Raw genomic sequence first — 23,055 nt, 5'->3', positions numbered from 1 at the left:
GCCCGGCTTTCATATGCAGGCGCGCTGAGTGTTGGTCAAAACATAAGCAAATAAAACTAGATCTGGATCACATTTCTGACGTATAACGATTCCTCACTCCTGAGATGAGGACGCTGTTATGTCCACGCTATCCGCTTCGTCACGTGCGCGCGGGGAATGGGTCTCTTCCATCCTGCAAACGGTGCTGAACCTTGGCTTGCTCAGCCTTGGCCTGATCCTGGTTATCTTTCTCGGCAAAGAAACCCTGCATCTGGCTGATGTGCTCTTCTCACCCATTCAGGCCAGCAAATATGAGCTGGTGGAAGGGCTGGTGGTTTATTTCCTCTATTTCGAATTCATCGCCCTGATCGTCAAGTACTTCCAGTCCGGCTACCACTTCCCGCTGCGCTATTTCATTTACATCGGCATCACGGCGATTGTGCGGTTGATCATTGTCGATCATAAATCGCCAATGGACGTGCTGATCTATTCCGGGGCGATCCTGCTTTTGGTGATCACGCTGTGGCTGTGCAATTCGAAACGGCTGAAGCGTGAATAAAAATGGCGGCCCGAAGGCCGCCGAAGGGAGTCACAGATAAGGAAAATCACAACGGCAATAATGAGGATATAACAGTGGCATATAACGATGAAACTTAGCCTTTCACGCCTCCCGCCGTCAGCCCGCTGACCAGCCAGCGCTGGGCCAGCAGGAACACCAGGGTGATCGGGATGGCGGAAAGTACCGCAGCCGCAGCAAAGTCGCCCCACAGGTAGTTTTGCGGGTTGAGGTATTGCTGCATGCCCACGGCCAGGGTGTAGCTGTTGACATCACGCAACAGCAACGACGCGACCGGTACTTCAGTAATGGCGGCGATAAACGACAGAATAAACACCACCGCCAGAATCGGTACCGACAGCGGCAACAGCACTAAGCGGAACGCCTGCCACGGCGTTGCGCCATCCAGCGCGGCGGCTTCTTCCAGTGAGCCATCGATGGTTTCGAAATAACCTTTAATGGTCCAGACGTGCAGCGCAATCCCGCCGAGGTAGGCGAAGATCACCCCGCCGTGGGTGTTCAGACCGATAAACGGAATGTACTGCCCGAGGCGATCGAACAACGCATACAGCGCCACCAGCGACAGCACCGCCGGGAACATCTGGAAAATCAGCATGCCTTTCAGCAGGGTAGCCTTGCCGGGAAAACGCATACGGGCAAAAGCGTAGGCGCAAGTTGTGGAAAGCGCCACGATACCAACCGCGGTAATGCCGGCGATTTTCACCGAGTTCCACAGCCACAGCAGCACCGGGAACGGCGGCGGGGTGACGCTGCCGTTGGCGTGAACCACGTTAAAGCCCAGCGCCAGCTTCCAGTGCTCCCAGGAGATTTGCTCCGGGATCAGGCTGCCGGTGGCGAAGTTGCCCGAGCGCAGCGAGATCGCCACCACCATTAACAGCGGGAACATAATCGCGGCGATAAATATCAACAGTAACAAGTGCGTGATAAACAAACGCAGCTTTTGAGATTTCGGTTGCACCATAGCCATGTGTCGTCTCCTTAATCAAACTTGATGCGCGTGGCTTTGAGGTTAACAATCGCGAGCGCGCCCACCAGCAGGAAGATCAGCGTGGCGATAGCGGCGGCGAGGCCGAAATCCTGACCGCCGCCGCCTTCAAAGGCGATGCGGTAGGTATAGCTCACCAGCAAGTCGGTATAGCCTGCCGGGGTAGTGGTGCCGAGACGGTCCGGTCCGCCGTTGGTCAACAGCAGGATCAGCACGAAGTTGTTAAAGTTGAACGCGAAGCTGGCAATCATCAGCGGCGTGAGCGGTTTGATCAGCAGCGGGAACGTGATTTTAAAGAAGTTCTGGAACGGGCCTGCGCCGTCCATCGCCGAGGCTTCGTAGAGATCGTCCGGGATCGCCTTCAGCAGCCCCATGCACAGGATCATCATGTACGGGTAACCCAGCCAGGTATTGACGATAATAATCATGGCGCGGGCGGTGGTGGGGTCGGTAAACCACGCGGGGCGGATGCCGAACACCGCGCTTAACATCATGTTGATTTCACCAAAGCTCTGGTTAAACAACCCTTTGAAAATCAGAATCGAGATAAACGACGGCACCGCATACGGTAGGATCAGCAGCAACCGATAAATCGCCTTGCCCTTTAATGCTTCCCACTGCACCACGCAGGCCAACACCATGCCGACCGCCACGGTCAGCACCACGGTCAGCACCGAGAACACCACCGTCCAGACGAAGATGGCGAAGAACGGCTTCTGGATGCCTTCGTCGGTAAAGACGCGCATAAAGTTTTTCCAGCCGGTGGTCACCGTGTAGCCCGGGCTGAGTTTTTCGCTGCCCCAACTGCCATCAGCGTTCACCGCCTGATAGAAACCGACATCGGGATTAGGCGCATAGACCGCGCCGCTCTGGTTGTTGGTCAGCTTGCCGTCTTTCGCCAGCGTATACAGCGGGCGCGTGCCGGAGAACTGGCGTAATGAACTCATCACCAGTTGGCTTTCATCCGGCAGTTCGGCGGTGATCTGCGTCAGCGCCTGGCGATTCTGCGTAATGATACGCAGCGTGGCGCGTTCGCCAGTCGGCAGCGCGTCGGCTTCCTTCAGCTTCAGGGTTTGCTCGCCGCCAAAGGTAAAGGCGTCGGAGACGTAGTTTTTGCCGCTTTCGCCATCGGTGAGCGCGAGCCGCCATTTTTCGTTATCCGGGTAGAGGCCGAAGTTGAACGTTTTCCCCGCCTGATACTGGCGGTCCATCAGCACCTGCTGCGCGCGTTCGAAGGTCAGCTGGTTGGTGCTGCTGTAGTTAGTAAACGCGATGGCGATGGTGCAGATCAGCGGGAACAGAACGAACAACCCCATTCCGGCGAGGCCAGGGTAGACGTAGCGCCATGCGTAAGCGCGGCGGTTAGCGAAGATGTACAGGCCAACGGAGCTTAAGATCAGCGTCACGATGGCGAACAGATATTCCCCCTGGGCATACATCAATACCACAAGATAACCCACCAGCAGGCCGAGCAGGGCGACGGCTGACCACTTCAGCTTGTCGCTTTGCCACCAGGGGCTCTTTTTAACTACTTCCATGGGGTTTCCTTTCACAACGTGTTAGAGCGGCAAATCAACGCGGGCAGCCTGACGCTGCCCGCGACTGCTTATTACTTGGTGATACGGCCCTGCGCGTCTTTCATCGCTTCGTCCACGGTCTGACGACCGCTCACGGCGTTGATTACGGCAGTGCGAACGGCATACCAGAAGGCGGACATCTGCGGGATGTTCGGCATGATTTCGCCTTTCTCGGCGTTCGCCATGGTGGCGGCGATGCGCGGATCCTTCGCCAGCTGTTCCTGGTAAGATTTCAGCGCTACGGCGCCCAGCGGTTTATCCTTGTTCACTTCTGCCAGACCTTCGTCGGTCAGCAGGTAGTTTTCCAGGAACTCTTTCGCCAGCTCTTTGTTCGGGCTGGCGGCGTTGATACCCGCGCTCAGCACCCCAACGAACGGTTTCGATGGCTTGCCTTTGAAGGTCGGCAGCTGTGCGACGCCGTAGTTGACTTTGCTCTTATCAATGTTGGTCCACGCCCACGGACCGTTGATGGTCATGGCGGTTTCGCCTTTGTTAAAGGCGGCTTCTGCGATGGAGTAATCGGTATCGGCATTCATGTGTTTGTTTTTGATCATATCGACCAGGAAGGTCAGGCCCGCTTTCGCGCCTGCGCTGTCCACGCCGACATCTTTCACATCGTATTTGCCGTTGGCGAATTTAAACGCGTACCCGCCGTCTGCCGCGATCAGCGGCCAGGTGAAGTACGGTTCTTGCAGGTTGAACATCAGGGCACTCTTACCTTTGGCCTTGAGTTCTTTATCCAGCGCCGGGATCTCTTCCCAGGTTTTCGGCGGGTTAGGGACTAAATCTTTGTTGTAGATAAGCGACAGAGATTCCACTGCGACCGGATAAGCAATCAGCTTGCCGTCGTAACGCACCGCGTCCCAGGCGAAAGGCACCAGTTTGTCCTGGAAGGCTTTGTCCGGCGTGATTTCAGCCAGTAAGCCAGACTGCGCGTAACCGCCGAAACGGTCATGCGCCCAGAAAATGATGTCCGGGCCGTCACCGGTGGCCGCAACCTGCGGATATTTCTCTTCCAGCTTATCCGGATGTTCAACGGTCACTTTAATGCCGGTGTCTTTCTCGAATTTCTTACCCACTTCGGCAAGGCCGTTATAGCCTTTATCACCGTTGATCCAGATTACCAGTTTGCCTTCTTCTATCTTGGCGAGAGCAGAGGCGGAGAACATCATCGTTGTCAGAGCAGACAACGCGAGGATGCGTGCGCCAGTGTTGAGTTTCATATGTCCCATCCTTTTTGGTGATGTGCACGTGGATACACGTAGTGGCTTAACGCTAGCTAGTCTGCGCATCTGACAAGCGCTTCTCATCCTCCTTTACGCTACGCCCCAGGGCTCACTTGTGTGATCTGCATTGCATAAGCGCGGGTTATGTGGGCTGGCGCACACAAAAAACCCCGCTTTTTTGAAGCCGCGATCACGATTTTCCCAGGCGGGCCGCGCCTGCGGTGGCAGACCGGCTTCTCTCATCCTCCCGTCTCCTCCCCCATTAAAAAGCGTAGGGGTGGAGGATTTACCAACACCACTAATGACGGATAGTCGGTCAATAAAGATGTTTTGCGGTATTGCGACAAGTTGTTGAGGGAGAAGGGGATGGCAAGCGTTCAGCTGCGTAATGTAACGAAAGCCTGGGGCGACGTAGTGGTCTCAAAGGATATCAACCTTGATATCACTGAAGGTGAGTTTGTGGTGTTCGTCGGACCCTCGGGCTGCGGTAAATCGACATTGCTGCGAATGATTGCCGGGCTGGAAACAGTGACCAGCGGTGATTTATTGATTGGCGATAAACGCGTTAACGATGTGCCGCCCGCCGAACGCGGCGTGGGCATGGTGTTTCAGTCTTATGCGCTTTATCCGCACCTGTCGGTGGCTGAGAACATGTCTTTCGGCCTGAAGCTGGCCGGCGCGAAGAAAGAGGTTATCCAGCAGCGGGTGAATCAGGTCGCCGAAACGCTGCAATTGGCGCATCTGCTGGATCGCCGTCCGAAAGCGTTGTCCGGCGGGCAGCGTCAGCGCGTGGCGATTGGCCGAACACTTGTGGCAGAGCCGCGCGTGTTTCTGCTGGATGAACCGCTCTCCAACCTGGATGCCGCGCTGCGCGTGCAAATGCGCATCGAAATCTCCCGTCTGCATAAGCGCCTGAAGCGCACCATGATTTACGTTACCCACGACCAGGTTGAGGCCATGACGCTTGCCGACAAAATCGTGGTGCTGGACGCCGGGCGCGTCGCCCAGGTAGGTAAACCGCTCGAGCTGTATCACTACCCGGCTGACCGCTTCGTGGCCGGGTTTATCGGCTCGCCGAAGATGAATTTCTTACCGGTGAAAGTCACCGCCACCGCCATTGACCAGGTGCAGGTGGAACTGCCGAACCGCCAGCAAATCTGGCTGCCGGTAGACAGCGCGGGCGTACAGGTGGGAACCAATATGTCGCTGGGCATTCGCCCGGAACATTTACTGCCCAGCGAAATCGCCGACGTCACCCTGGAAGGCGAAGTCCAGGTGGTCGAACAGCTCGGCCACGAAACGCAAATTCATATTCAAATTCCGGCCATTCGTCAGAACCTGGTTTACCGCCAGACTGACGTGGTGTTGGTAGAAGAGGGTGCCACATTCGCCATCGGCTTGCCGCCAGAGCGTTGCCATTTGTTCCGAGAGGATGGTACGGCCTGTCGTCGTCTGCACCAGGAGCCCGGCGTTTAAGCATTCCAAAAACAACGCGATGTCCATGAGGCGTCGTTTAAAAAAGAAAAGCAATGATCTCAGGAGATAGAATGATGATTACTCTGCGCAAAGTCCCACTGGCGGTCGCCGTCATGGCAGGCATCCTGTCTGCACAGGCCGGTGCCGTTGATTTTAAAGGCTACGCCCGTTCCGGTATCGGCTGGACAGGCAGCGGCGGTCCGCAAGAGTGCTTCCAGGCTACCGGCGCCCAGAGCAAATACCGTTTGGGTAACGAGTGCGAAACCTATGCGGAACTCAAACTGGGTCAGGAAGTATGGAAAGAGGGTGATAAGAGCTTCTACTTCGATACCAACGTGGCGTATTCCGTTTCTCAGCAGAACGACTGGGAATCCACCAGCCCGGCTTTCCGTGAAGCCAACGTGCAGGGTAAAAACCTGATTGACGCATTGCCAGGTTCCACCATGTGGGCAGGTAAACGCTTCTACCAGCGTCATGACGTTCACATGATCGACTTCTACTACTGGGATATCTCTGGTCCGGGCGCAGGTATCGAAAACATCGACCTGGGCTTTGGTAAGCTTTCTTTAGCCGGTACCCGCTCTTCTGAATCTGGCGGTTCCTCAACCTTCGCCGACCGCGATCCGATTACCGGCGATCGTACCTATGACAACATCGTACCGAACGATGTATTCGATATCCGTTTAGCCGGTATGGAAATCAACCCAGGCGGTACCCTGGAGCTGGGCGTGGACTATGGCCACACCAACCTGCCGGATGATTACTATCTGCAACCGGGCGCGTCTAAAGACGGCTGGATGTTTACCGCTGAACACGTTCAGACCATCGGTACTGGCTTCAACAAGTTCGTTGTACAGTACGCGACCGACTCAATGACCTCCAACGGTAAAGGCATTCCGCAGGGTGCGCAGCTTAACAACGACGGCCACCTGCTGCGCTTTATCGATCACGGCTCGATTTCTATGGGCGACCGCTGGGACATGATGTACGTCGGTATGTACCAGGATATCGATCTGGATAACAACAACGGCACCCGCTGGTGGACCGTGGGCGTGCGCCCGATGTTCAAATGGACGCCGATCATGAGCACCCTGCTTGAAGTGGGCTATGACAACGTGAAGTCCCAGCGCACCGATTCCACCAACGACCAGATCAAAGTGACCCTGGCGCAACAGTGGCAGGCAGGCGACAGCATTTGGTCCCGTCCGGCGCTGCGCGTATTCGCAACCTATGCCAAGTGGGATGAGTCCTTCGGTTTCGCTAATAACAACACTGGTACAGGTTATACCCCGGGTTACGCATATCAGGATACCTCGGCACGTACCTTCAGCCGTGGTGATGACGATGAGTGGACCTTTGGCGCCCAGATGGAAATCTGGTGGTAATACGTAGTGAGTCTGACGAGGGGGGCTGCGGCCCCTCTCTACCCCGTAAGCGAAGTGTCCCTGGCGCGGCGCGCTATTGCCTGGCTACCGCCTCGTCATTCCAATAGAGGTTAATACAATGAAAATGAAAAAAAATCTTGTCGCGCTCAGCCTCTGTGCAGGGCTGTTGGCCTGCGCACCTTTAACCAGCTTCGCCGACGTGAATCTGGTGCCGCAGGATACATCCGCCGCACCGGCAATTCCTGCCGGCGCGCTGCAACAGCTTGCCTGGACGCCGGTCGCCCAGGGCCAGACTCAGACCACCGATCTTGCCACGACGGGGCAAACCCTTAACGCGCCCGGTATTACCGGCAAAGTCGCCGCCTACAGCGTGCCCGCTAATATTGGCGAATTAACGATTACGCTGACCAGCGTGGCGGATCAGCAGAAATCCGTCTTTGCGCCTAACGTACTGGTACTGGACCAGAATTTGTCACCCGCCGCCTATTTTCCGGCGACTTATTTTGCCTACCAGGAGCCTGGCGTGATCGCCGCCGACCGCCTGGAAGGCACCATCAAATTGACGCCTGCGCTGGGCCAGCAAAAACTGTACTTGCTGGTATTCACCACGCCGAAAGATTTGCAGCAGACGACTACCATGATTAACCCTGCCAAAGCCTATGCCAAAGGCGTTGGCAACGCGGTGCCAGATATCCCGGACCCGGTGGCGCGCCATACGACGGAGGGGACGGTAAAACTGAAAGTAAGTACTAACTCCGCATCCAGTATTTTGGTTGGCCCGCTGTTTGGTTCATCCGGACAGTCGTCAGTCACCGTAGGGAATACCGCCGCACCGGCAACCGCCTATGCCGCGCCAGCCCCGGCGCCGGTCGCTGCGCCTGCGACGGCTCATGCCGCTGCGGCCCCCGCGCCTGCCGCGAAAAGCGAACCGGTATTAAACGATACGGAAAACTATTTCAATCAGGCCATTAAGCAGGCCGTTAACAGCGGGGATATCGACAAAGCCCTGAAACTGCTGAATGAAGCCGAGCGTCTGGGTTCTACCTCCGCCCGTTCAACGTTTATCAGCAGTGTAAAAGGCAAGGGGTGATCCGCCCCGCACTGTTGATGCTTGTAAGGTTGGTGCGCTTCGGCGCACCTTTTTTTATTTGCCGCCGCGTTTGTTGCGCATTTGTTGCGCTAAATCGTCATTGGTGACGTTTCCTCCGCCAACTTCGCGCCTTTCTGCGCTACAATGCCGGAAGACCTGGTTCCGGAGAGCAAGACATGTCCCATCCTGCGCTCACGTCACTGCGTGCGCTGACCTTTTTCGACACCCTTCCCGAGCTGGATAGCGAATTGCGCGACTGGCTGCTGCTTGAAGACTCGATGACCAAACGTTTCGAGCAATTTTGCCGTAAAGTGCATGTCGATATTATCTGTGAAGGCTTTATCGGGCCGGAGTTGCCTGATGACGAACGCGCCTGCCTGCCGCAGGAGTCGCGCTACTGGCTGCGTGAAATTGTGCTGTGCGGCGATGGCGAACCCTGGCTGATTGGCCGCACCGTGGTGCCGGAATCAACCCTGTGCGGGCCGGAGCTGGCATTGCAGCACCTGGGCGAAACTCCGCTGGGCCGCTATCTTTTTACCCAGTCGACGCTCACGCGCGACTATATTGAGGTGGGGCGCAGCGAAAATTTATGGGGGCGCCGTTCTCGCCTGCGGTTATCCGGTAAACCGCTATTATTGACTGAACTTTTTCTGGCTGCGTCGCCGTTGTACCAGGAGGAAAGATAATGGAGTGGAGCCTTAGGCAAAATAAGCTGCTGGCTTATCACCGGCTGATGCGTACCGATAAACCCATCGGCGCACTGTTGCTGTTATGGCCGACGCTGTGGGCGTTATGGGTTGCCACCCCCGGTCTGCCGCCGCTGTGGATCCTGGCGGTGTTTGTCGCAGGCGTATGGCTGATGCGCGCGGCAGGCTGCGTGGTGAATGATTATGCCGATCGCAAATTCGACGGTCATGTGAAGCGTACTGCCAACCGTCCGTTGCCGAGCGGCGCGGTAACGGAAAAAGAGGCGCGCAATTTGTTTGTCGGGCTGGTGCTGCTGTCGTTCCTGCTGGTGCTGACCCTCAATACCATGACCATTTTGCTGTCGGTGGCGGCGCTGGCGCTGGCGTGGGTTTATCCGTTTATGAAGCGCTATACCCATCTGCCGCAGGTGGTGCTCGGCGCGGCGTTCGGCTGGTCGATCCCCATGGCGTTTGCCGCCGTGAGCGAAAGCGTGCCGCTCAGCTGCTGGCTGCTGTTTATCGCCAATATCTGCTGGGCTGTGGCTTACGATACGCAGTACGCCATGGTCGATCGCGACGACGATGTGAAAATCGGCATTAAATCCACGGCGATCTTGTTTGGCCGTCACGACAAGCTGATTATCGGTATTTTGCAGGTGGTGGTGATGGGCCTGATGGCGCTGGTCGGCTGGCTGAACGGGCTGGGGGCGGTCTTTTACACGACGATCCTGATTGCCGGCGGGCTGTTTGCTTATCAACAAAAGCTGATTGCCCATCGCGAGCGCGCGGCCTGTTTCCAGGCGTTTATGAACAACAACTACGTTGGCTTAGTGTTGTTTATCGGGCTGGTTTTCAGTTATCAACATCTCTAAAAAAACAGGCGGGATTTCCCGCCTGTTTTGTCTTTACGCGTCGTTGGCCTGAGCCGCCGCGCTTTCGATGGTCAACCGGATATCCGAAGTAATCAGATCCGCCAGAAGTTCGTAGACCTTCATGGTGCGGGCCGGTTCGGCATCGCCGGTATCGCTGATAAAGCCTTCATCACGCAAGGTGGAGACCAGCGTGCTGAACACCGCTTTGTCGAAGAATTCCGGCGCGTTAATCCCGTGCAGTACCGACAGACGCTGCGCCACGGTGCGGCTCTCTTTCTCCAGCGTACCGCGGTTAATGGACGGATTGGCGCTCAGCAGCCAGAAGGTGATGGCATAGCGTTGCAGCGTTTCGCGAACCCCTGCCGCCAGCAATTGCAGCGTGCGTGAACGTGCCGGGTTAAGCTGCAATTTATCGCCGTTTTCTACGATCAACTGCTGCTGCAACAGCTCATTGACCAGCGCATCAATCAGGGCACCGAGTTCGCTTTTCTCCCAGCGCAGGAACAGCTCCGCCTTGAGCATCGGATACAACACCTCGACCTGGCGCAGCAACTCTTCACGGGTGACGTGACGATGCTGGGCGATCATGGCCGCCAGCAGCGACGGTAGCACCAGCATATGGTGAATGTTGTTGCGGTAGTAGGTCATCAATACCGCTTGCTCACGCGGCAGGATAATGATGTCGCCGATAGTGTCTTTCTCGACTTCGAACTTATTCATTTGCAGCGCGTGCTCAATCAGCTCGTTAGCGGACTGGGCAGGCGTGGTCGCATCCGGTGAGTAGGGCACGTTGCGCAGCAGGCTCAGGTAGCAACCCAGCTGTTCGGTCAACTGTTCGCGGGTAAGCGAACGCTGACGCGACGCCAGCAGCGCGGTACAGCACAGGTTCATGGCGTTTGCCGCGCCCGCGTTGTTAATGCGCACCATCAGGTCGGCGGCGATGGCGTTCACCGTCGGCGTGAGCCAGGCCGGGCGGATCGCTTCGATCGGATCGATAGATTCGCGCCACTCCGGCACATGCTGGTTCAGGTACGTGGTCAGCGGCATCGGCTCGCCGAAGTTCACGTAGCCCTGGCCCAGATTGCGCAGCTTGCTCAGCCCGCTGACCATTTTCGCGAAGTTCTCTTTCTCTTTGGTTGCGCCGCGCAGTTCTTTAGCGTACGTGCCCACTTCCATTACGTGCTCATAGCCGATGTAAATCGGGATCAGCGTAATCGGGCGCGTACCGCCGCGCAGCATGGCCTGGATGGTCATCGACAGGGTGCCGGTTTTCGGATCCAGCAGGCGGCCAGTACGGGAACGGCCCCCTTCGACAAAATACTCCACCGAGTAGCCACGGCTGAACAGTTCGCCCAGATACTCGCGGAACACCGTGGAGTAGAGCTTGTTGCCCTTAAATGTGCGGCGAATAAAAAACGCGCCAAGACGGCGGAACATCGGGCCTGCCGGCCAGAAGTTCAGGTTAATGCCCGCAGCGATATGCGGCGGCACCAGCCCCTGGTGATACAGCACGTAGGACAGCAGCATATAGTCCATATGGCTGCGGTGGCAGGGGACGTACACCAGTTCGTGGCCGTCATGCGCCAGTTGGCGTACCCGCTCGGCGTTGTGTACGTTAATGCCCTGATAGAGTCGGTTCCAGGTAAAGCCCAGAATGCGATCCATCAGACGAATCGTTTCGTAGGAGAAGTTCGCCGCAATCTCTTCCATCAACGCCACAGCGTTCTGCTGGGCCTTCTCATGGGAGATTTTTTTGCTGCGCGCTTCATCTTCCACCGCGCGGGCGATGGCTTTGGAGGCCAGCAGCTTATTAAACAGATCCTGACGCGCTGGCAAACGCGGCCCTACGGCAGCCAGACGCTGGCGGGCGAAGTGCATCCGCGCCACCCGCGCCAGCTTTTGGGCGATGGTTTTATCGGTACCGTGCTCATCCGCCATACGGCGCAGCGACACCGACGGCGAAAAGCGCACAAAACTGTCGCGCCCTAACCAGGAAACGGCAAAAAATTTCTGCACGCCGTTGAGCATACGCAGCGGCGGGTTCACTTCGCCTTTTTCGCGGCCCGGCGCGCGCCCGAACATCACCGATACCGGCACCATCTGGACATCAAGCAGCGGATTGCTGCGATGCAGATCGAGATAGTCGTGGAACAGCTTTATCGACTCTTCTTTCGGGGTGTAATAGGTGAATACCCGCGGCCCGCCGTGAATAAACACATGGCGCGGCAACAGCGTACCGTCGATTTCAATCGGCTCCAGCGGGTCGGGCAAATCATGCGCCAGACACTGTTGACGCAGCGTCAGCAAGTCCGCCTTCGAGTTGTACGGAAGAACGTACATGATGGGGCGCGAGGTATCGAGCCCCAGTTCGGCGCACGGATCCGCCGGAATAGATTTGCTTTTTACCAGTACGCGTAATGGTAAATTAAGTAATTTGTAGTAAATTCGTGGCCAGCCGGACATAAACGATGTAAAGCCTCTGGTTAATAATGCAAATGCACCGCAAGAATATCAGAAACTACCGGGAATATCTGTGGTGCTTACGTTTCGTTGCTCAATGCTATTGATGCGCATTTTTTAAAAAGGTTTCTTTTCATGGCGAATAACACCACCGGGTTGATACGAATAATTAAAGCAGCAGGCTACTCCTGGAAAGGCATTCGCGCCGCCTGGAAGAACGAAGCGGCGTTTCGTCAGGAAGGCGTCGCGGCGATTGCCGCCATCGCCATCGCCTGCTGGCTGGATGTTGATCCCATTACCCGAGTGCTGCTGATCGGCTCCGTTATCCTGGTGATGATTGTCGAGATCCTCAATAGCGCCATCGAATCGGTGGTCGATCGCATTGGCCCGGAGTTTCACGAGCTTTCCGGGCGCGCCAAAGACATGGGCTCGGCGGCGGTACTGTTCGCTATTTTACTGGCGCTGATGACCTGGGGCACATTGCTCTGGTCAAATTTGCGATAACTCTTCCAGATGCCGCTAACATGCAGATATTTGCTCATTTTGTGGTTTCAAAATCGCCGTTAGCTGTATATACTCACAGCATTACTGTATATGCACCCAGGGGGCGGAATGAAAAGTTTAACGGCCAGACAGCAAGAGGTGTTTGATCTTATTCGCGATCACATCAGCCAAACCGGCATGCCTCCCACTCGTGCGGAGATTGCACAGCGTCTGGGCTTTCGTTCTCCTAACGCCGCAGAAGAACACTTAAAAGCCCTGGCGCGTAAAGGGGTGATTGAAATCGTCTCTGGCGCGTCGCGCGGTTTGCGTCTGCTGGTGGACGAAGAGGAAGGATTGCCGCTGGTAGGGCGCGTCGCTGCAGGCGAGCCGCTGCTGGCTCAGCAGCACATCGAAGGGCATTATCAGGTCGACCCGGGTCTGTTTAAGCCCAGCGCGGATTTCCTGCTGCGCGTTAGCGGTATGTCGATGAAGGATATCGGCATAATGGACGGCGATTTACTCGCGGTACATAAAACCCAGGATGTGCGCAACGGCCAGGTGGTGGTCGCGCGCATTGACGACGAAGTCACCGTTAAGCGCCTGAATAAACAGGGCAACACGGTGCAGTTACTGCCGGAAAACAGCGAATTCTCCCCGATCGTTGTTGACCTGCGCGAACAGGCTTTCTCTATCGAAGGCCTTGCCGTAGGCGTCATCCGCAACGGCGAGTGGCTGTAAGTCCTGTTGCGTGATTTGAAGCCGTAGCGCACCGCGTTACGGCTTTTTGCTTTTTACAGATATGCGTTACCGCTACGGATTGCGTCATGCCATTTTTCACGTCTGCTGATAAAGCATTGTGGCGCCTGGCGCTACCAATGATCTTCTCCAATATCACCGTGCCGCTACTTGGCCTGGTAGATACTGCCGTTATCGGCCATCTCGACAGCCCCGTGTATTTAGCCGGTGTCGCCATTGGCGCAACCGCGACCAGTTTCCTGTTTATGTTGCTGCTGTTTTTACGCATGAGCACCACCGGGTTAACTGCCCAGGCATTTGGCGCAAAAAATCCACAGGCGATGGCGCGCGCACTGGTGCAGCCGCTGCTGCTGGCGTTGCTGGCGGGGGCTGCAATTATGCTACTGCGCGCTCCGCTTATCGATCTGGCGCTGCATATTGTGGGCGGTAGCGAAGAGGTACTGCATCAGGCGCGGCGTTTTCTTGAAATCCGCTGGCTAAGCGCGCCAGCGACGCTGGCAAATCTGGTGCTGTTAGGCTGGCTGTTGGGCGTGCAGTATGCGCGAGCTCCGGTGATCCTGCTAATCGTCGGCAATGTGCTGAATATCGCGCTCGATTTGTGGCTGGTGGTGGGGCTGGAGATGAACGTGCAGGGCGCGGCGTTGGCCACCCTGGTGGCGGAATACATCACGTTCTTTGTCGGGCTGATGATGGTCTGGCATGTGATGAAACTGCGTGGTATTGACCCGATGATGTTGCTCTGCGCCTGGCGCGGCGATATCTGGCGTTTACTGGCTTTAAATCGCGACATCATGCTGCGCTCGCTGCTGCTGCAAATCTGCTTCGCCAGCGTCACGATTCTCGGGGCGCGGATGGGCAGCGATATCGTGGCGGTGAATGCCGTATTGATGACGCTACTGACCTTTACGGCCTATGCTCTGGATGGTTTTGCTTATGCGGTAGAAGCCCATTCCGGGCAGGCCTACGGCGCAGGCAACAGCAATCAGCTTATCAGGGTCTGGCATGCCGCCTGCCGCCAGGCGGGCCTGGTGGCGCTGATGTTTGCCGCGATTTATGCGCTGTGGGGCGAGCACATCGTGGCGCTGCTCACTTCGCTGCCGGTTTTGCAACAGCAGGCGGATCGCTATCTGGCCTGGCAGGTGGTGCTGCCGCTGGTCGGCGTATGGTGCTACCTGTTGGACGGTATGTTTATCGGCGCCACCCGTGGCGCAGAGATGCGCAACAGCATGGCCGTTGCGGCGCTGGGTTTTGGCGTAACGTTAATCGCTTTACCCTGGTTGGGTAATCACGGGCTGTGGCTGGCGGTTGCGGTATTTCTGGCGCTACGCGGCCTGTCGCTGTGGCTTATCTGGCGGCGTCACTGGCAGCGTAATAGTTGGTTCAACGAGCCGGGTCATGGTTAGTTACATCTACTGGCCCTGATTTACTTAATCTTTATCGCCCTGATATATAAAATATTTATAACAAAACCAGGCGTGTTTTCCTCTATCGGTTGGTTAAACATTCTGAATATAACAAACGAGTCGGAACGGTCGACTAAACTTATTATCACGTCCAGCAGATAATAACTGTTAGACATGGACGATAAACATTTAGCGTTTATAACCGAACGATGAGGACTACATCATGAATAAAGACGAAGTCGGCGGTAACTGGAAGCAGTTCAAAGGTAAAATGAAAGAGCAGTGGGGTAAACTCACTGACGACGATATGACCGTTATTGAAGGTAAACGCGATCAGCTCGTAGGGAAAATCCAGGAACGCTATGGATACGAGAAAGATCAGGCAGAGAACGAAGTGAAAGACTGGGAAACCCGTAACGATTACCGCTGGTAATCCTGACGTTTCTCAGGTCAGTCACCCTCATGGCTACCCTGCCCAGGTACAAGGATGTACCCTTTACCGTTTCATTTCCCGCGCTTTTTAACCTGAACAGAATGATCGTGACCGCAATGTTCCGGATGACGGCACGCTTCCACTTCCTTACAGCTTGAGCACAATCCGTGCGCCTCAATCACATTATGTCGCAGCGTAAACCCCATATCCGCGGCTAGCGCATCCATAATCGTTTCTACGCCTTGTGCGCTCTGCTCTTTCACCACCCCGCAGCGATCGCAAATAAACATCGCTGAAGTATGCGTCGGCTGATCGAACAAATGGCACAGCACATAACTGTTGGTGGATTCAACCTTATGGACAAACCCTTGCTCCAGCAGGAAATCCAGTGCCCGATATACCGTGGGCGGTTTGGCCTGCGGTTCGGATTCACGCAGCAAATCCAGCAGATCGTATGCGCTGATCGCACCTTTCTGTAACGTCATTAAACGCAACACTTCAAGGCGCTGCGGAGTCAGGCGTACATTCCGTTGCTGGCAGAGATCTTCTGCCAGAGCGAGCATGTGTTGGGACGTCGTCGTATCCATCAGCTTCCTCATGGGGTCACGTAAAACGGGTATTTTATCACGATCCGCCCAAAACGCCGACAGCGCTCAGAATTGATCTTCAAGCGTGTTTTTTTACACGTTCACCCGTTCGGCTGTGTCGCATTAAAAAAACCTCATCTATAAATAGTAAGTCTAACAAATAATTAACATGAGCCGCCTGAAGGCAGCGCCGCCATTGATGGGCCATGAGGCCCGTTTCTCATAGGGATATCCGCAGCAATCGTTCTCCGCTGTGTAGGACACAGCGCCTGTAATGCAAACTATGACGAGACGGACTACTGTGAAAAAAATAAAACTATCGATGGTGACGGCAGCGGTTTCGCTGCTGGTGGCGAATCAGGCCAGTGCGGCCAATACCTGGACGGAAGCGCGCGGCGACGCAATGGGAGGAACCGGCGTCGCCTCTGCGCATTATGGCAGTGGCGTGTTGATTAACCCGGCGTTACTGGCAAAAGCTAAACCCGATGATGACATTACCGTGATTTTTCCAGCGGTAGGCGCGCAAATCAGTGACAAAGACAATCTTCAGGATCAGATCGATGACATCAGCGACCGCATTAATTATTACGAAGATGTGATCAATGATTTTGGTCCGGAAGATTTACTGAATATCAACGAATCGGTACAACAATTTCAAAATGCGGCCGGAGAACTGGCCGATCAACTCGAGTCACTCGACGGCAAAATCGCGACCGCACGCGCCGGGGCCGGGGTGGCGGTTAGCATACCAAACGATGTTTTATCAGTGGCTTTTATGGCAAAAGCCTATGCCCATGCGCGGGTGAGCTCATGGATCGATCCGAACGACATCACCTATTTGCGTGGGATTCAAAACAGTAGGCTCACCGCGGGCCTGGTGGCCACAGACGCTATTCTTAACGGCACCGATGAGATCACCGATAACCTGCATTCCACTGGTTTTGGTCGGCTGGCGATTGTCTCTGACTACGGTGTCGCGTTTGCTAAACAATTCGATTTAGGCGGCGTGCCGGTTTCGTTCGGCGTAACGCCGAAATTGCAAAAAACCTGGCTGTATAACTACAGCGTGCCCATTTACCGCTATGAGAGCAGCGACTGGAACAGCAGCCGCTATCGCAACGACGACACAGGGTTTAACGTAGACGCGGGTATCGCCGCAGACTTGAGTGAACACTGGACCGTCGCCCTGAGCGGCCAGAATCTGGTATCACGGGATATCGACACCAAAGAGGTTAACGGCTTTCGGGATACTTATGAAATTACCCCGCTGGTCACAGCGGGTGTCGCCTGGCAACGCGATATGCTGACGCTGACTGCTGACGGCGATCTCACTGAAACCAAAGGATTCAAAAGCGAAGAAAACAGCCAGTACGCCGGGGTAGGCGCGGAAGTGCGTCCGCTCCCCTGGCTGGCGGTGCGCGCCGGTTATCGTGCGGATATGAAAGGCAATGATAATGACGTGTTTACCGCCGGTCTGGGCTTCGCGCCGCTTAATCGGGTGCATATCGATTTAACCGGCATGGTCGGCGAGAAAGAGACCTGGGGGGCAGGGGCGCAGCTCAAGGTGACATTCTAACATTACAGGGCGGAGTGGCGACGTTCCGCCCCTTTTCACAGAGTGTGGTATAGTGTCGCCCCTTTTTTAACCTGATACGCCATCGTTTGATTATGCTGCCAGAATCTCAAGCTACCGCTTTTGCCGCTCACCGCTTTTCCATCGCGCCGATGCTCGACTGGACCGACAGGCACTGCCGTTATTTCTTACGCCTGCTGTCGCGCCATACCCTGCTGTATACCGAAATGGTGACCACCGGGGCGATTATCCACGGCAAAGGCGACTATCTGGCATTTAGCGAGGAAGAGCATCCGGTGGCGCTGCAGCTCGGTGGTAGCGACCCGGCGGCCCTTGCGCAGTGCGCGAAACTGGCTGAAGCGCGTGGCTACGATGAGATCAACCTTAACGTCGGTTGCCCGTCTGACCGCGTACAGAACGGCATGTTCGGCGCGTGCCTGATGGGCAATGCGCAACTCGTGGCGGACTGTATCAAGGCGATGCGCGATGTGGTGTCTATTCCCGTCACCGTAAAAACCCGCATTGGCATAGACGACCAGGACAGCTACCAATTCCTGTGTGATTTTATCAACACCGTATCGGGCAAGGGCGAGTGCGAGATGTTTATCATCCATGCCCGTAAAGCCTGGCTCTCGGGCCTGAGCCCGAAGGAAAACCGCGAAATCCCGCCGCTCGATTATCCGCGTGTGTATCAATTGAAGCGTGATTTCCCGCATTTAACGATGTCGATCAACGGTGGTATCACCTCGCTTGAGCAGGCGAAAGCGCATCTGGCGCATATGGATGGCGTTATGGTTGGGCGCGAGGCATATCAAAATCCGGGGATGCTGGCGGCGGTAGATAAAGAAATTTTTGGCGTGGATAGCGCATTAGCCGATCCGGTTGCGGTGGTGCGAGCCATGTATCCTTATATTGAACGTGAACTGAGCCAGGGCGCGTATCTGGGCCATATCACCCGTCATATGCTTGGGCTGTTCCAGGGCGTACCCGGCGCGCGCCAGTGGCGACGCTATTTAAGCGAAAACGCCCATAAGGCCGGGGCGGATATCGAAGTACTGGAACGCGCGTTGCAGAAAGTCGCTAATCCGCAGTAAGTTTCGCTAAAAAATCGTCAAATTCGCTACGCCTCGTCCATCGTGACGGGGCGTAGCTTTTTATAATCAATGAGTTAATTCTGGCATGTTTCTTGTAATAGCTCTCACAGGAACGCATTTTATTGGGAGAGAAAGCCATGCTGGAAATTCTGTTCGTGTTAGGGTTTTTTGTGATGCTGCTGGTGACCGGCGTGTCGCTGTTCGGTATCCTGGCGGCGCTGGCAGTGGCGACGGCATTAATGTTTGTTGGTGGCTTATTCGCCATCATGTTTAAAGTGTTACCCTGGTTATTACTGGCGGTCGCCATTGTATGGGTGGTACGGACGATAAAACAGCCGAAGCTTCCGCTTTATCAGCGCAACAACCGTTGGCGTTACTAAGGTTTGCGGCATGGGTCACAACCTGATGATCCTGTAAGGATTTATTCGGGGTGCTGCGTAGGAATTGACGGGTTAATCTGTCAGTATGCATGGGTTAACGAATTCATCGCAGCTGTACCCTACATACGGCGCGAACTATAAAAAGAAAGGGCTTCCTGCGGGAAGCCCTAATTCTTTTTAAGGGATCAATAAACTGGAACCCTGGGTTGCCCGGCTTTCCAGCGTCTCATGGGCTTTCTGCGCATCTTTTAACGCAAAGCGCTGTTCCGGCGCGACATCCACTTTAATCACCCCGCTGGCGATCAGCGAGAACAGCTCGTTGCTGGCTTCTTCCAGTTCAGCGCGGTTGGTGACGTAGCCGTTCAGCGAAGGGCGGGTGACAAACAGCGACCCCTTCTGGTTGAGAATGCCGAGATTGACGCCGGTGACCGGCCCCGAGGCGTTGCCGAAGCTGACCATCAGACCGCGGCGCTGTAAGCAATCCAGCGACGCTTCCCAGGTCTCTTTGCCCACCGAGTCGTAAACCACCCGCACTTTTTTCCCGCCGGTGATTTCGCGCACCCGTTCGACAATATTCTCTTCTTTGTAGTTAATGATCTGCCAGGCCCCCGCCTGTTTTGCGCGTTCCGCTTTTTGCGCGGAACCGACGGTGCCGATCATTTTTGAACCCAGCGCTTTGGCCCACTGGCAGGCAATCAACCCTACGCCGCCCGCCGCCGCGTGGAACAGGAACGGCTCGTCGGGTTTGATCTCATAGGTTTTGCGCAGCAGATAGAACACCGTCAGCCCTTTCAGGAACGATGCGGCGGCCTGCTCATAAGAGATGGCGTCAGGCAGCAGGGCGACTTTATCTGCCGGCACGTTGTGCACGTCGCTGTAGGCCCCAAGGGATGACTGGGCATACACCACCCGATCCCCCGCTTTGATATGGGTGACGCCTTTGCCAACTTTGCTCACTACGCCAGCGGCTTCGGTTCCCAGCCCGCTGGGCAAGGCTGGCGGCGGATACAACCCGCTGCGGATATAGGTATCGATATAGTTAATGCCGATGGCTTTATTCTCGACCTGGACTTCATTTTCCGCCGGGTCGCCAGGGGTGAACTCAACCGCTTTGAGCACGTCGGGGCCGCCATGCTTTTGAAACTCAATGCGTATTGCCATGTATCCTCCGCTGTCATATCGTTTGGGCGCAGACATCCCATGGGATCATGCGGCATCGCGGGCTTTGTGCGCGATGCATCTTATTTCCCCAGGGTATATAATGCCCGTCCCCCTAATCTAACTCGGTAACTCCATTCACTATGGCAGGAAATAAACCCTTCAACAAACCTACTGAACCTCGCGATCCGCAAGTCGCCGGGTTGAAAATCCCCCCGCATTCGATTGAAGCGGAACAGTCGGTGTTGGGTGGTTTAATGCTGGATAACGAACGTTGGGATGACGTGGCCGAACGCGTCGTGGCGGAGGATTTCTATACCCGCCCGCACCGCCATATCTTTACCGAAATGCACCGTTTGCAGGAGATGGGCAAACCCATCGACCTGATCACGCTGTCCGAATCGTTAGAGCAACAGGGGCAGCTTGATAGCGTCGGCGGTTTCGCCTACCTGGCAGAGCTGTCAAAAAACACGCCCAGCGCCGCGAATATCAGCGCTTATGCCGACATCGTGCGCGAACGCGCGGTGGTGCGCGACATGATTTCGGTGGCCAATGAAATCGCCGATGCCGGTTTTGATCCGCAAGGGCGCAGCAGCGAAGATCTGCTGGACCTGGCAGAATCGCGGGTGTTCCAGATTGCCGAAAACCGCGCCAATAAAGACGAAGGCCCGAAAAGCATCGATCAGATCCTTGAAGCGACGGTGGCGCGTATCGAAACGCTCTACCAGCAGCCGCATGACGGCGTAACCGGGGTGGATACCGGCTATCAGGATCTGAACAAGAAAACCGCCGGGTTGCAGCGTTCCGACCTGATTATCGTGGCGGCGCGTCCTTCAATGGGTAAAACCACCTTCGCCATGAACCTGTGCGAAAACGCCGCGATGTTGCAGGATAAGCCGGTGCTGATTTTCAGCCTGGAGATGCCTGGCGAACAGATTATGATGCGTATGCTGGCGTCGCTGTCGCGCGTGGACCAGACGCGTATCCGTACCGGCCAACTGGATGACGAAGACTGGGCGCGGATTTCCGGCACCATGGGCATCCTGCTTGAGAAGCGCAATATGTATATTGATGACTCCTCGGGCCTGACGCCGACTGAAGTCCGCTCCCGCGCGCGGCGGATTTTCCGCGAGCACGGCGGGTTAAGCCTGATTATGATCGACTACCTGCAACTGATGCGCGTGCCATCGCTGTCTGACAACCGTACCCTGGAAATTGCCGAAATCTCCCGCTCGCTAAAAGCGCTGGCGAAAGAGTTGCAGGTGCCGGTGGTGGCGCTCTCCCAGCTTAACCGCTCGCTGGAGCAGCGCGCCGATAAACGCCCGGTTAACTCCGATTTGCGTGAATCCGGCTCTATTGAACAGGACGCCGACTTAATTATGTTTATCTATCGTGATGAGGTGTATCACGAGAACAGCGACCTGAAAGGGATCGCGGAAATCATTATTGGTAAGCAGCGTAACGGGCCAATTGGTACGGTGCGGCTGACGTTTAACGGGCAGTGGTCGCGGTTTGATAATTACGCGGGCCCCCAATACGATGACGAATGAATCCCCGTCATCATTCACGCCGCAGGTGCGTTGACTTCGCGCGCTCACCCCAGTCACTTACTTATGTAAGCTCCTGGGGATTCACGCACTCGTCGCCTTCCTGCAACGCGAATGATTTAGGGGATTCCCCGTAAAATCCACTTAAATGCAAGGAATGACATGCAAGCGGCAACCGTAGTAATTAACCGCCGCGCTCTGCGACACAACCTGCAACGCCTGCGCGAACTGGCTCCGGACAGTCGCATGGTGGCGGTTGTGAAAGCAAACGCCTATGGGCACGGTCTGCTGGAGACCGCGCGTACGTTAACCGATGCCGATGCTTTCGGCGTTGCGCGTCTGGAAGAGGCGCTGCGCTTGCGGGAAGGGGGCATTAAACAGCCTGTCCTGCTGCTGGAAGGCTTCTTCAACGCCGACGATCTGCCGGCTATCTCCCGCGAAGGCTTCCACACGGTGGTGCATAACGATGCGCAACTGGCGGCGCTGGAACAGGCGACGCTGGATGAACCCGTTACCGTCTGGATGAAACTGGATACCGGCATGCATCGTCTGGGTGTCCTGCCGGAAGATGCCGAGGCATTTTATGCCCGGCTTAGCGCTTGTAAAAACGTGCGTCAGCCGGTGAATATCGCCAGCCATTTCGCCCGCGCCGATGAGCCGGAATGCGGCGCGACCGAAAAGCAGCTCGCCATCTTTAATCACTTCACCGAAGGGAAACCGGGACAACGCTCGATTGGCGCGTCGGGCGGCATCCTGCTGTGGCCGCAATCCCATCTGGAGTGGGTGCGTCCGGGCATTATTCTTTACGGCGTCTCGCCGCTGGATAACAAACCCTGGGGCGAAGACTTCGGATTTAAACCGGTGATGACGCTCACCTCCAGCCTGATCGCCGTGCGCGAGCATAAGGCGGGTGAACCGGTGGGCTATGGCGGGACCTGGGTCAGCGAGCGCGATACCCGGCTGGGCGTGATTGCGCTGGGCTACGGCGATGGCTATCCGCGCAGTGCCCCGTCCGGTACGCCGGTGCTGGTTAACGGCCGCGAAGTGCCCATCGTCGGGCGCGTGGCGATGGATATGATTTGCGTCGATCTCGGCCCTGAGGCGCAGGACCAGGTCGGCGACGGCGTGGTGATGTGGGGCGACGGGTTGCCCGTCGAACGTATCGCCGCGATGACAAAAGTGAGTGCTTACGAACTTATCACCCGTTTAACGCCGCGCATGGCGACGCGCTATCTCGATTAATACGCAGGCCGTTTTTTACAGGGAAACGGCTTTGCAAACTTCCTCTCGATCTCCCGTGGTCTCCGGTTTATTGTGTAAAGTTACTA

General features: G+C 56.0%; 21 protein-coding genes. 15 read left to right on the top strand and 6 right to left on the bottom strand.

From position 1 onward, the window contains the following. Window positions 1-118 precede the first annotated feature (118 nt). The gene (gene psiE / locus FHW74_RS07895) at window positions 119-538 is read left to right on the top strand and encodes a phosphate-starvation-inducible protein PsiE (RefSeq protein WP_183169921.1); all 420 of its coding nucleotides are present in this window, start codon (window positions 119-121) and stop codon (window positions 536-538) included. Window positions 539-632: 94 nt separating this feature from the next. On the opposite strand, the gene malG is transcribed toward psiE, so the two are convergent. The 3 genes from malG to malE form a co-directional block, all read right to left on the bottom strand. Further along, the gene (malG, locus tag FHW74_RS07890; protein ID WP_183169920.1) at window positions 633-1,523 is read right to left on the bottom strand and encodes a maltose ABC transporter permease MalG; all 891 of its coding nucleotides are present in this window, start codon (window positions 1,521-1,523) and stop codon (window positions 633-635) included. A gap of 11 nt (window positions 1,524-1,534) precedes the next feature. Further along, a complete protein-coding gene (malF, locus tag FHW74_RS07885) occupies window positions 1,535-3,079 on the bottom strand; it encodes a maltose ABC transporter permease MalF (RefSeq protein WP_183169919.1) in 1,545 nt (514 codons plus the stop codon). Window positions 3,080-3,150: 71 nt separating this feature from the next. Next, window positions 3,151-4,341 carry a maltose/maltodextrin ABC transporter substrate-binding protein MalE gene (gene malE / locus FHW74_RS07880; RefSeq protein WP_183169918.1) on the bottom strand — a complete coding sequence of 397 codons (1,191 nt, stop codon included), beginning with the start codon at window positions 4,339-4,341 and terminating at the stop codon, window positions 3,151-3,153. 369 nt (window positions 4,342-4,710) lie between these two features. Between malE and malK the strand changes: the two genes are divergently transcribed. From malK to ubiA, 5 genes are all read left to right on the top strand, one after another. Continuing rightward, window positions 4,711-5,820, top strand: a complete 1,110-nt coding sequence (gene malK / locus FHW74_RS07875) for a maltose/maltodextrin ABC transporter ATP-binding protein MalK (RefSeq protein ID WP_183169917.1) — start codon at window positions 4,711-4,713, stop codon at window positions 5,818-5,820. A 71-nt stretch (window positions 5,821-5,891) separates the two neighbouring features. Continuing rightward, window positions 5,892-7,205 carry a maltoporin gene (locus tag FHW74_RS07870; RefSeq protein WP_183169916.1) on the top strand — a complete coding sequence of 438 codons (1,314 nt, stop codon included), beginning with the start codon at window positions 5,892-5,894 and terminating at the stop codon, window positions 7,203-7,205. Between the two features lie 118 nt (window positions 7,206-7,323). Further along, the gene (gene malM / locus FHW74_RS07865; RefSeq protein ID WP_183169915.1) at window positions 7,324-8,295 is read left to right on the top strand and encodes a maltose operon protein MalM; all 972 of its coding nucleotides are present in this window, start codon (window positions 7,324-7,326) and stop codon (window positions 8,293-8,295) included. Window positions 8,296-8,471: 176 nt separating this feature from the next. Continuing rightward, a complete protein-coding gene (ubiC, locus tag FHW74_RS07860) occupies window positions 8,472-8,981 on the top strand; it encodes a chorismate lyase (protein ID WP_183169914.1) in 510 nt (169 codons plus the stop codon). Then, window positions 8,981-9,853 (top strand): 4-hydroxybenzoate octaprenyltransferase, encoded by an 873-nt coding sequence (ubiA, locus tag FHW74_RS07855; protein WP_183169913.1) that lies wholly within the window; start codon window positions 8,981-8,983, stop codon window positions 9,851-9,853. The genes ubiC and ubiA overlap by 1 nt, the downstream gene beginning before the upstream one ends. Before the next feature lie 33 nt (window positions 9,854-9,886). Here the strand turns inward: ubiA and plsB are convergent, their stop codons facing one another. Next, a complete protein-coding gene (gene plsB / locus FHW74_RS07850) occupies window positions 9,887-12,316 on the bottom strand; it encodes a glycerol-3-phosphate 1-O-acyltransferase PlsB (protein ID WP_183169912.1) in 2,430 nt (809 codons plus the stop codon). Window positions 12,317-12,448: 132 nt separating this feature from the next. Between plsB and FHW74_RS07845 the strand changes: the two genes are divergently transcribed. The 4 genes from FHW74_RS07845 to FHW74_RS07830 all read left to right on the top strand — a co-directional run bounded on the left by FHW74_RS07845 (window position 12,449) and on the right by FHW74_RS07830 (window position 15,388). Continuing rightward, on the top strand, window positions 12,449-12,817 hold the full coding sequence (locus FHW74_RS07845) for a diacylglycerol kinase (protein WP_183169911.1): 369 nt from the start codon (window positions 12,449-12,451) through the stop codon (window positions 12,815-12,817). A gap of 108 nt (window positions 12,818-12,925) precedes the next feature. Then, window positions 12,926-13,534, top strand: a complete 609-nt coding sequence (gene lexA, locus FHW74_RS07840; RefSeq protein WP_002438378.1) for a transcriptional repressor LexA — start codon at window positions 12,926-12,928, stop codon at window positions 13,532-13,534. Between the two features lie 86 nt (window positions 13,535-13,620). Then, window positions 13,621-14,955: an MATE family efflux transporter DinF gene (gene dinF, locus FHW74_RS07835; protein ID WP_183169910.1), complete on the top strand. Its 1,335-nt coding sequence runs from the start codon at window positions 13,621-13,623 to the stop codon at window positions 14,953-14,955. A 223-nt stretch (window positions 14,956-15,178) separates the two neighbouring features. Continuing rightward, entirely contained in the window at window positions 15,179-15,388 is a 210-nt protein-coding gene (locus tag FHW74_RS07830) for a CsbD family protein (RefSeq protein WP_002438376.1), read from the top strand. Window positions 15,389-15,459: 71 nt separating this feature from the next. Here FHW74_RS07830 and zur read toward each other — a convergent pair whose 3' ends face one another. Then, on the bottom strand, window positions 15,460-15,975 hold the full coding sequence (zur, locus tag FHW74_RS07825) for a zinc uptake transcriptional repressor Zur (protein ID WP_183169909.1): 516 nt from the start codon (window positions 15,973-15,975) through the stop codon (window positions 15,460-15,462). A 283-nt stretch (window positions 15,976-16,258) separates the two neighbouring features. On the opposite strand from zur, the gene FHW74_RS07820 reads away from it, so the two are divergent. The 3 genes from FHW74_RS07820 (at window position 16,259) to pspG (ending at window position 19,022) form a co-directional block, all read left to right on the top strand. After that, window positions 16,259-17,551: a conjugal transfer protein TraF gene (locus tag FHW74_RS07820; RefSeq protein ID WP_183169908.1), complete on the top strand. Its 1,293-nt coding sequence runs from the start codon at window positions 16,259-16,261 to the stop codon at window positions 17,549-17,551. Window positions 17,552-17,643: 92 nt separating this feature from the next. Continuing rightward, window positions 17,644-18,642, top strand: a complete 999-nt coding sequence (dusA, locus tag FHW74_RS07815) for a tRNA dihydrouridine(20/20a) synthase DusA (protein WP_183169907.1) — start codon at window positions 17,644-17,646, stop codon at window positions 18,640-18,642. 137 nt (window positions 18,643-18,779) lie between these two features. Next, window positions 18,780-19,022 carry an envelope stress response protein PspG gene (gene pspG / locus FHW74_RS07810; protein ID WP_183169906.1) on the top strand — a complete coding sequence of 81 codons (243 nt, stop codon included), beginning with the start codon at window positions 18,780-18,782 and terminating at the stop codon, window positions 19,020-19,022. 177 nt (window positions 19,023-19,199) lie between these two features. On the opposite strand, the gene FHW74_RS07805 is transcribed toward pspG, so the two are convergent. Then, entirely contained in the window at window positions 19,200-20,183 is a 984-nt protein-coding gene (locus FHW74_RS07805; protein WP_183169905.1) for a quinone oxidoreductase, read from the bottom strand. 140 nt (window positions 20,184-20,323) lie between these two features. On the opposite strand from FHW74_RS07805, the gene dnaB reads away from it, so the two are divergent. Together dnaB and alr are read left to right on the top strand one after the other, a co-directional pair. Next, window positions 20,324-21,730, top strand: a complete 1,407-nt coding sequence (dnaB, locus tag FHW74_RS07800) for a replicative DNA helicase (RefSeq protein WP_161659040.1) — start codon at window positions 20,324-20,326, stop codon at window positions 21,728-21,730. A 159-nt stretch (window positions 21,731-21,889) separates the two neighbouring features. Then, the gene (alr, locus tag FHW74_RS07795) at window positions 21,890-22,969 is read left to right on the top strand and encodes an alanine racemase (RefSeq protein ID WP_183169904.1); all 1,080 of its coding nucleotides are present in this window, start codon (window positions 21,890-21,892) and stop codon (window positions 22,967-22,969) included. The last annotated feature ends 86 nt before the right edge of the window (window positions 22,970-23,055 follow it).

The sequence above is a fragment of the Atlantibacter sp. RC6 genome (genome assembly GCF_014193285.1).
In the GTDB taxonomy this organism is placed as follows: Bacteria; Pseudomonadota; Gammaproteobacteria; order Enterobacterales; family Enterobacteriaceae; genus Atlantibacter.
The sequence above is the reverse complement of the archived record's forward strand: the minus strand, read 5'-3'. Positions and strand labels throughout refer to the sequence as shown.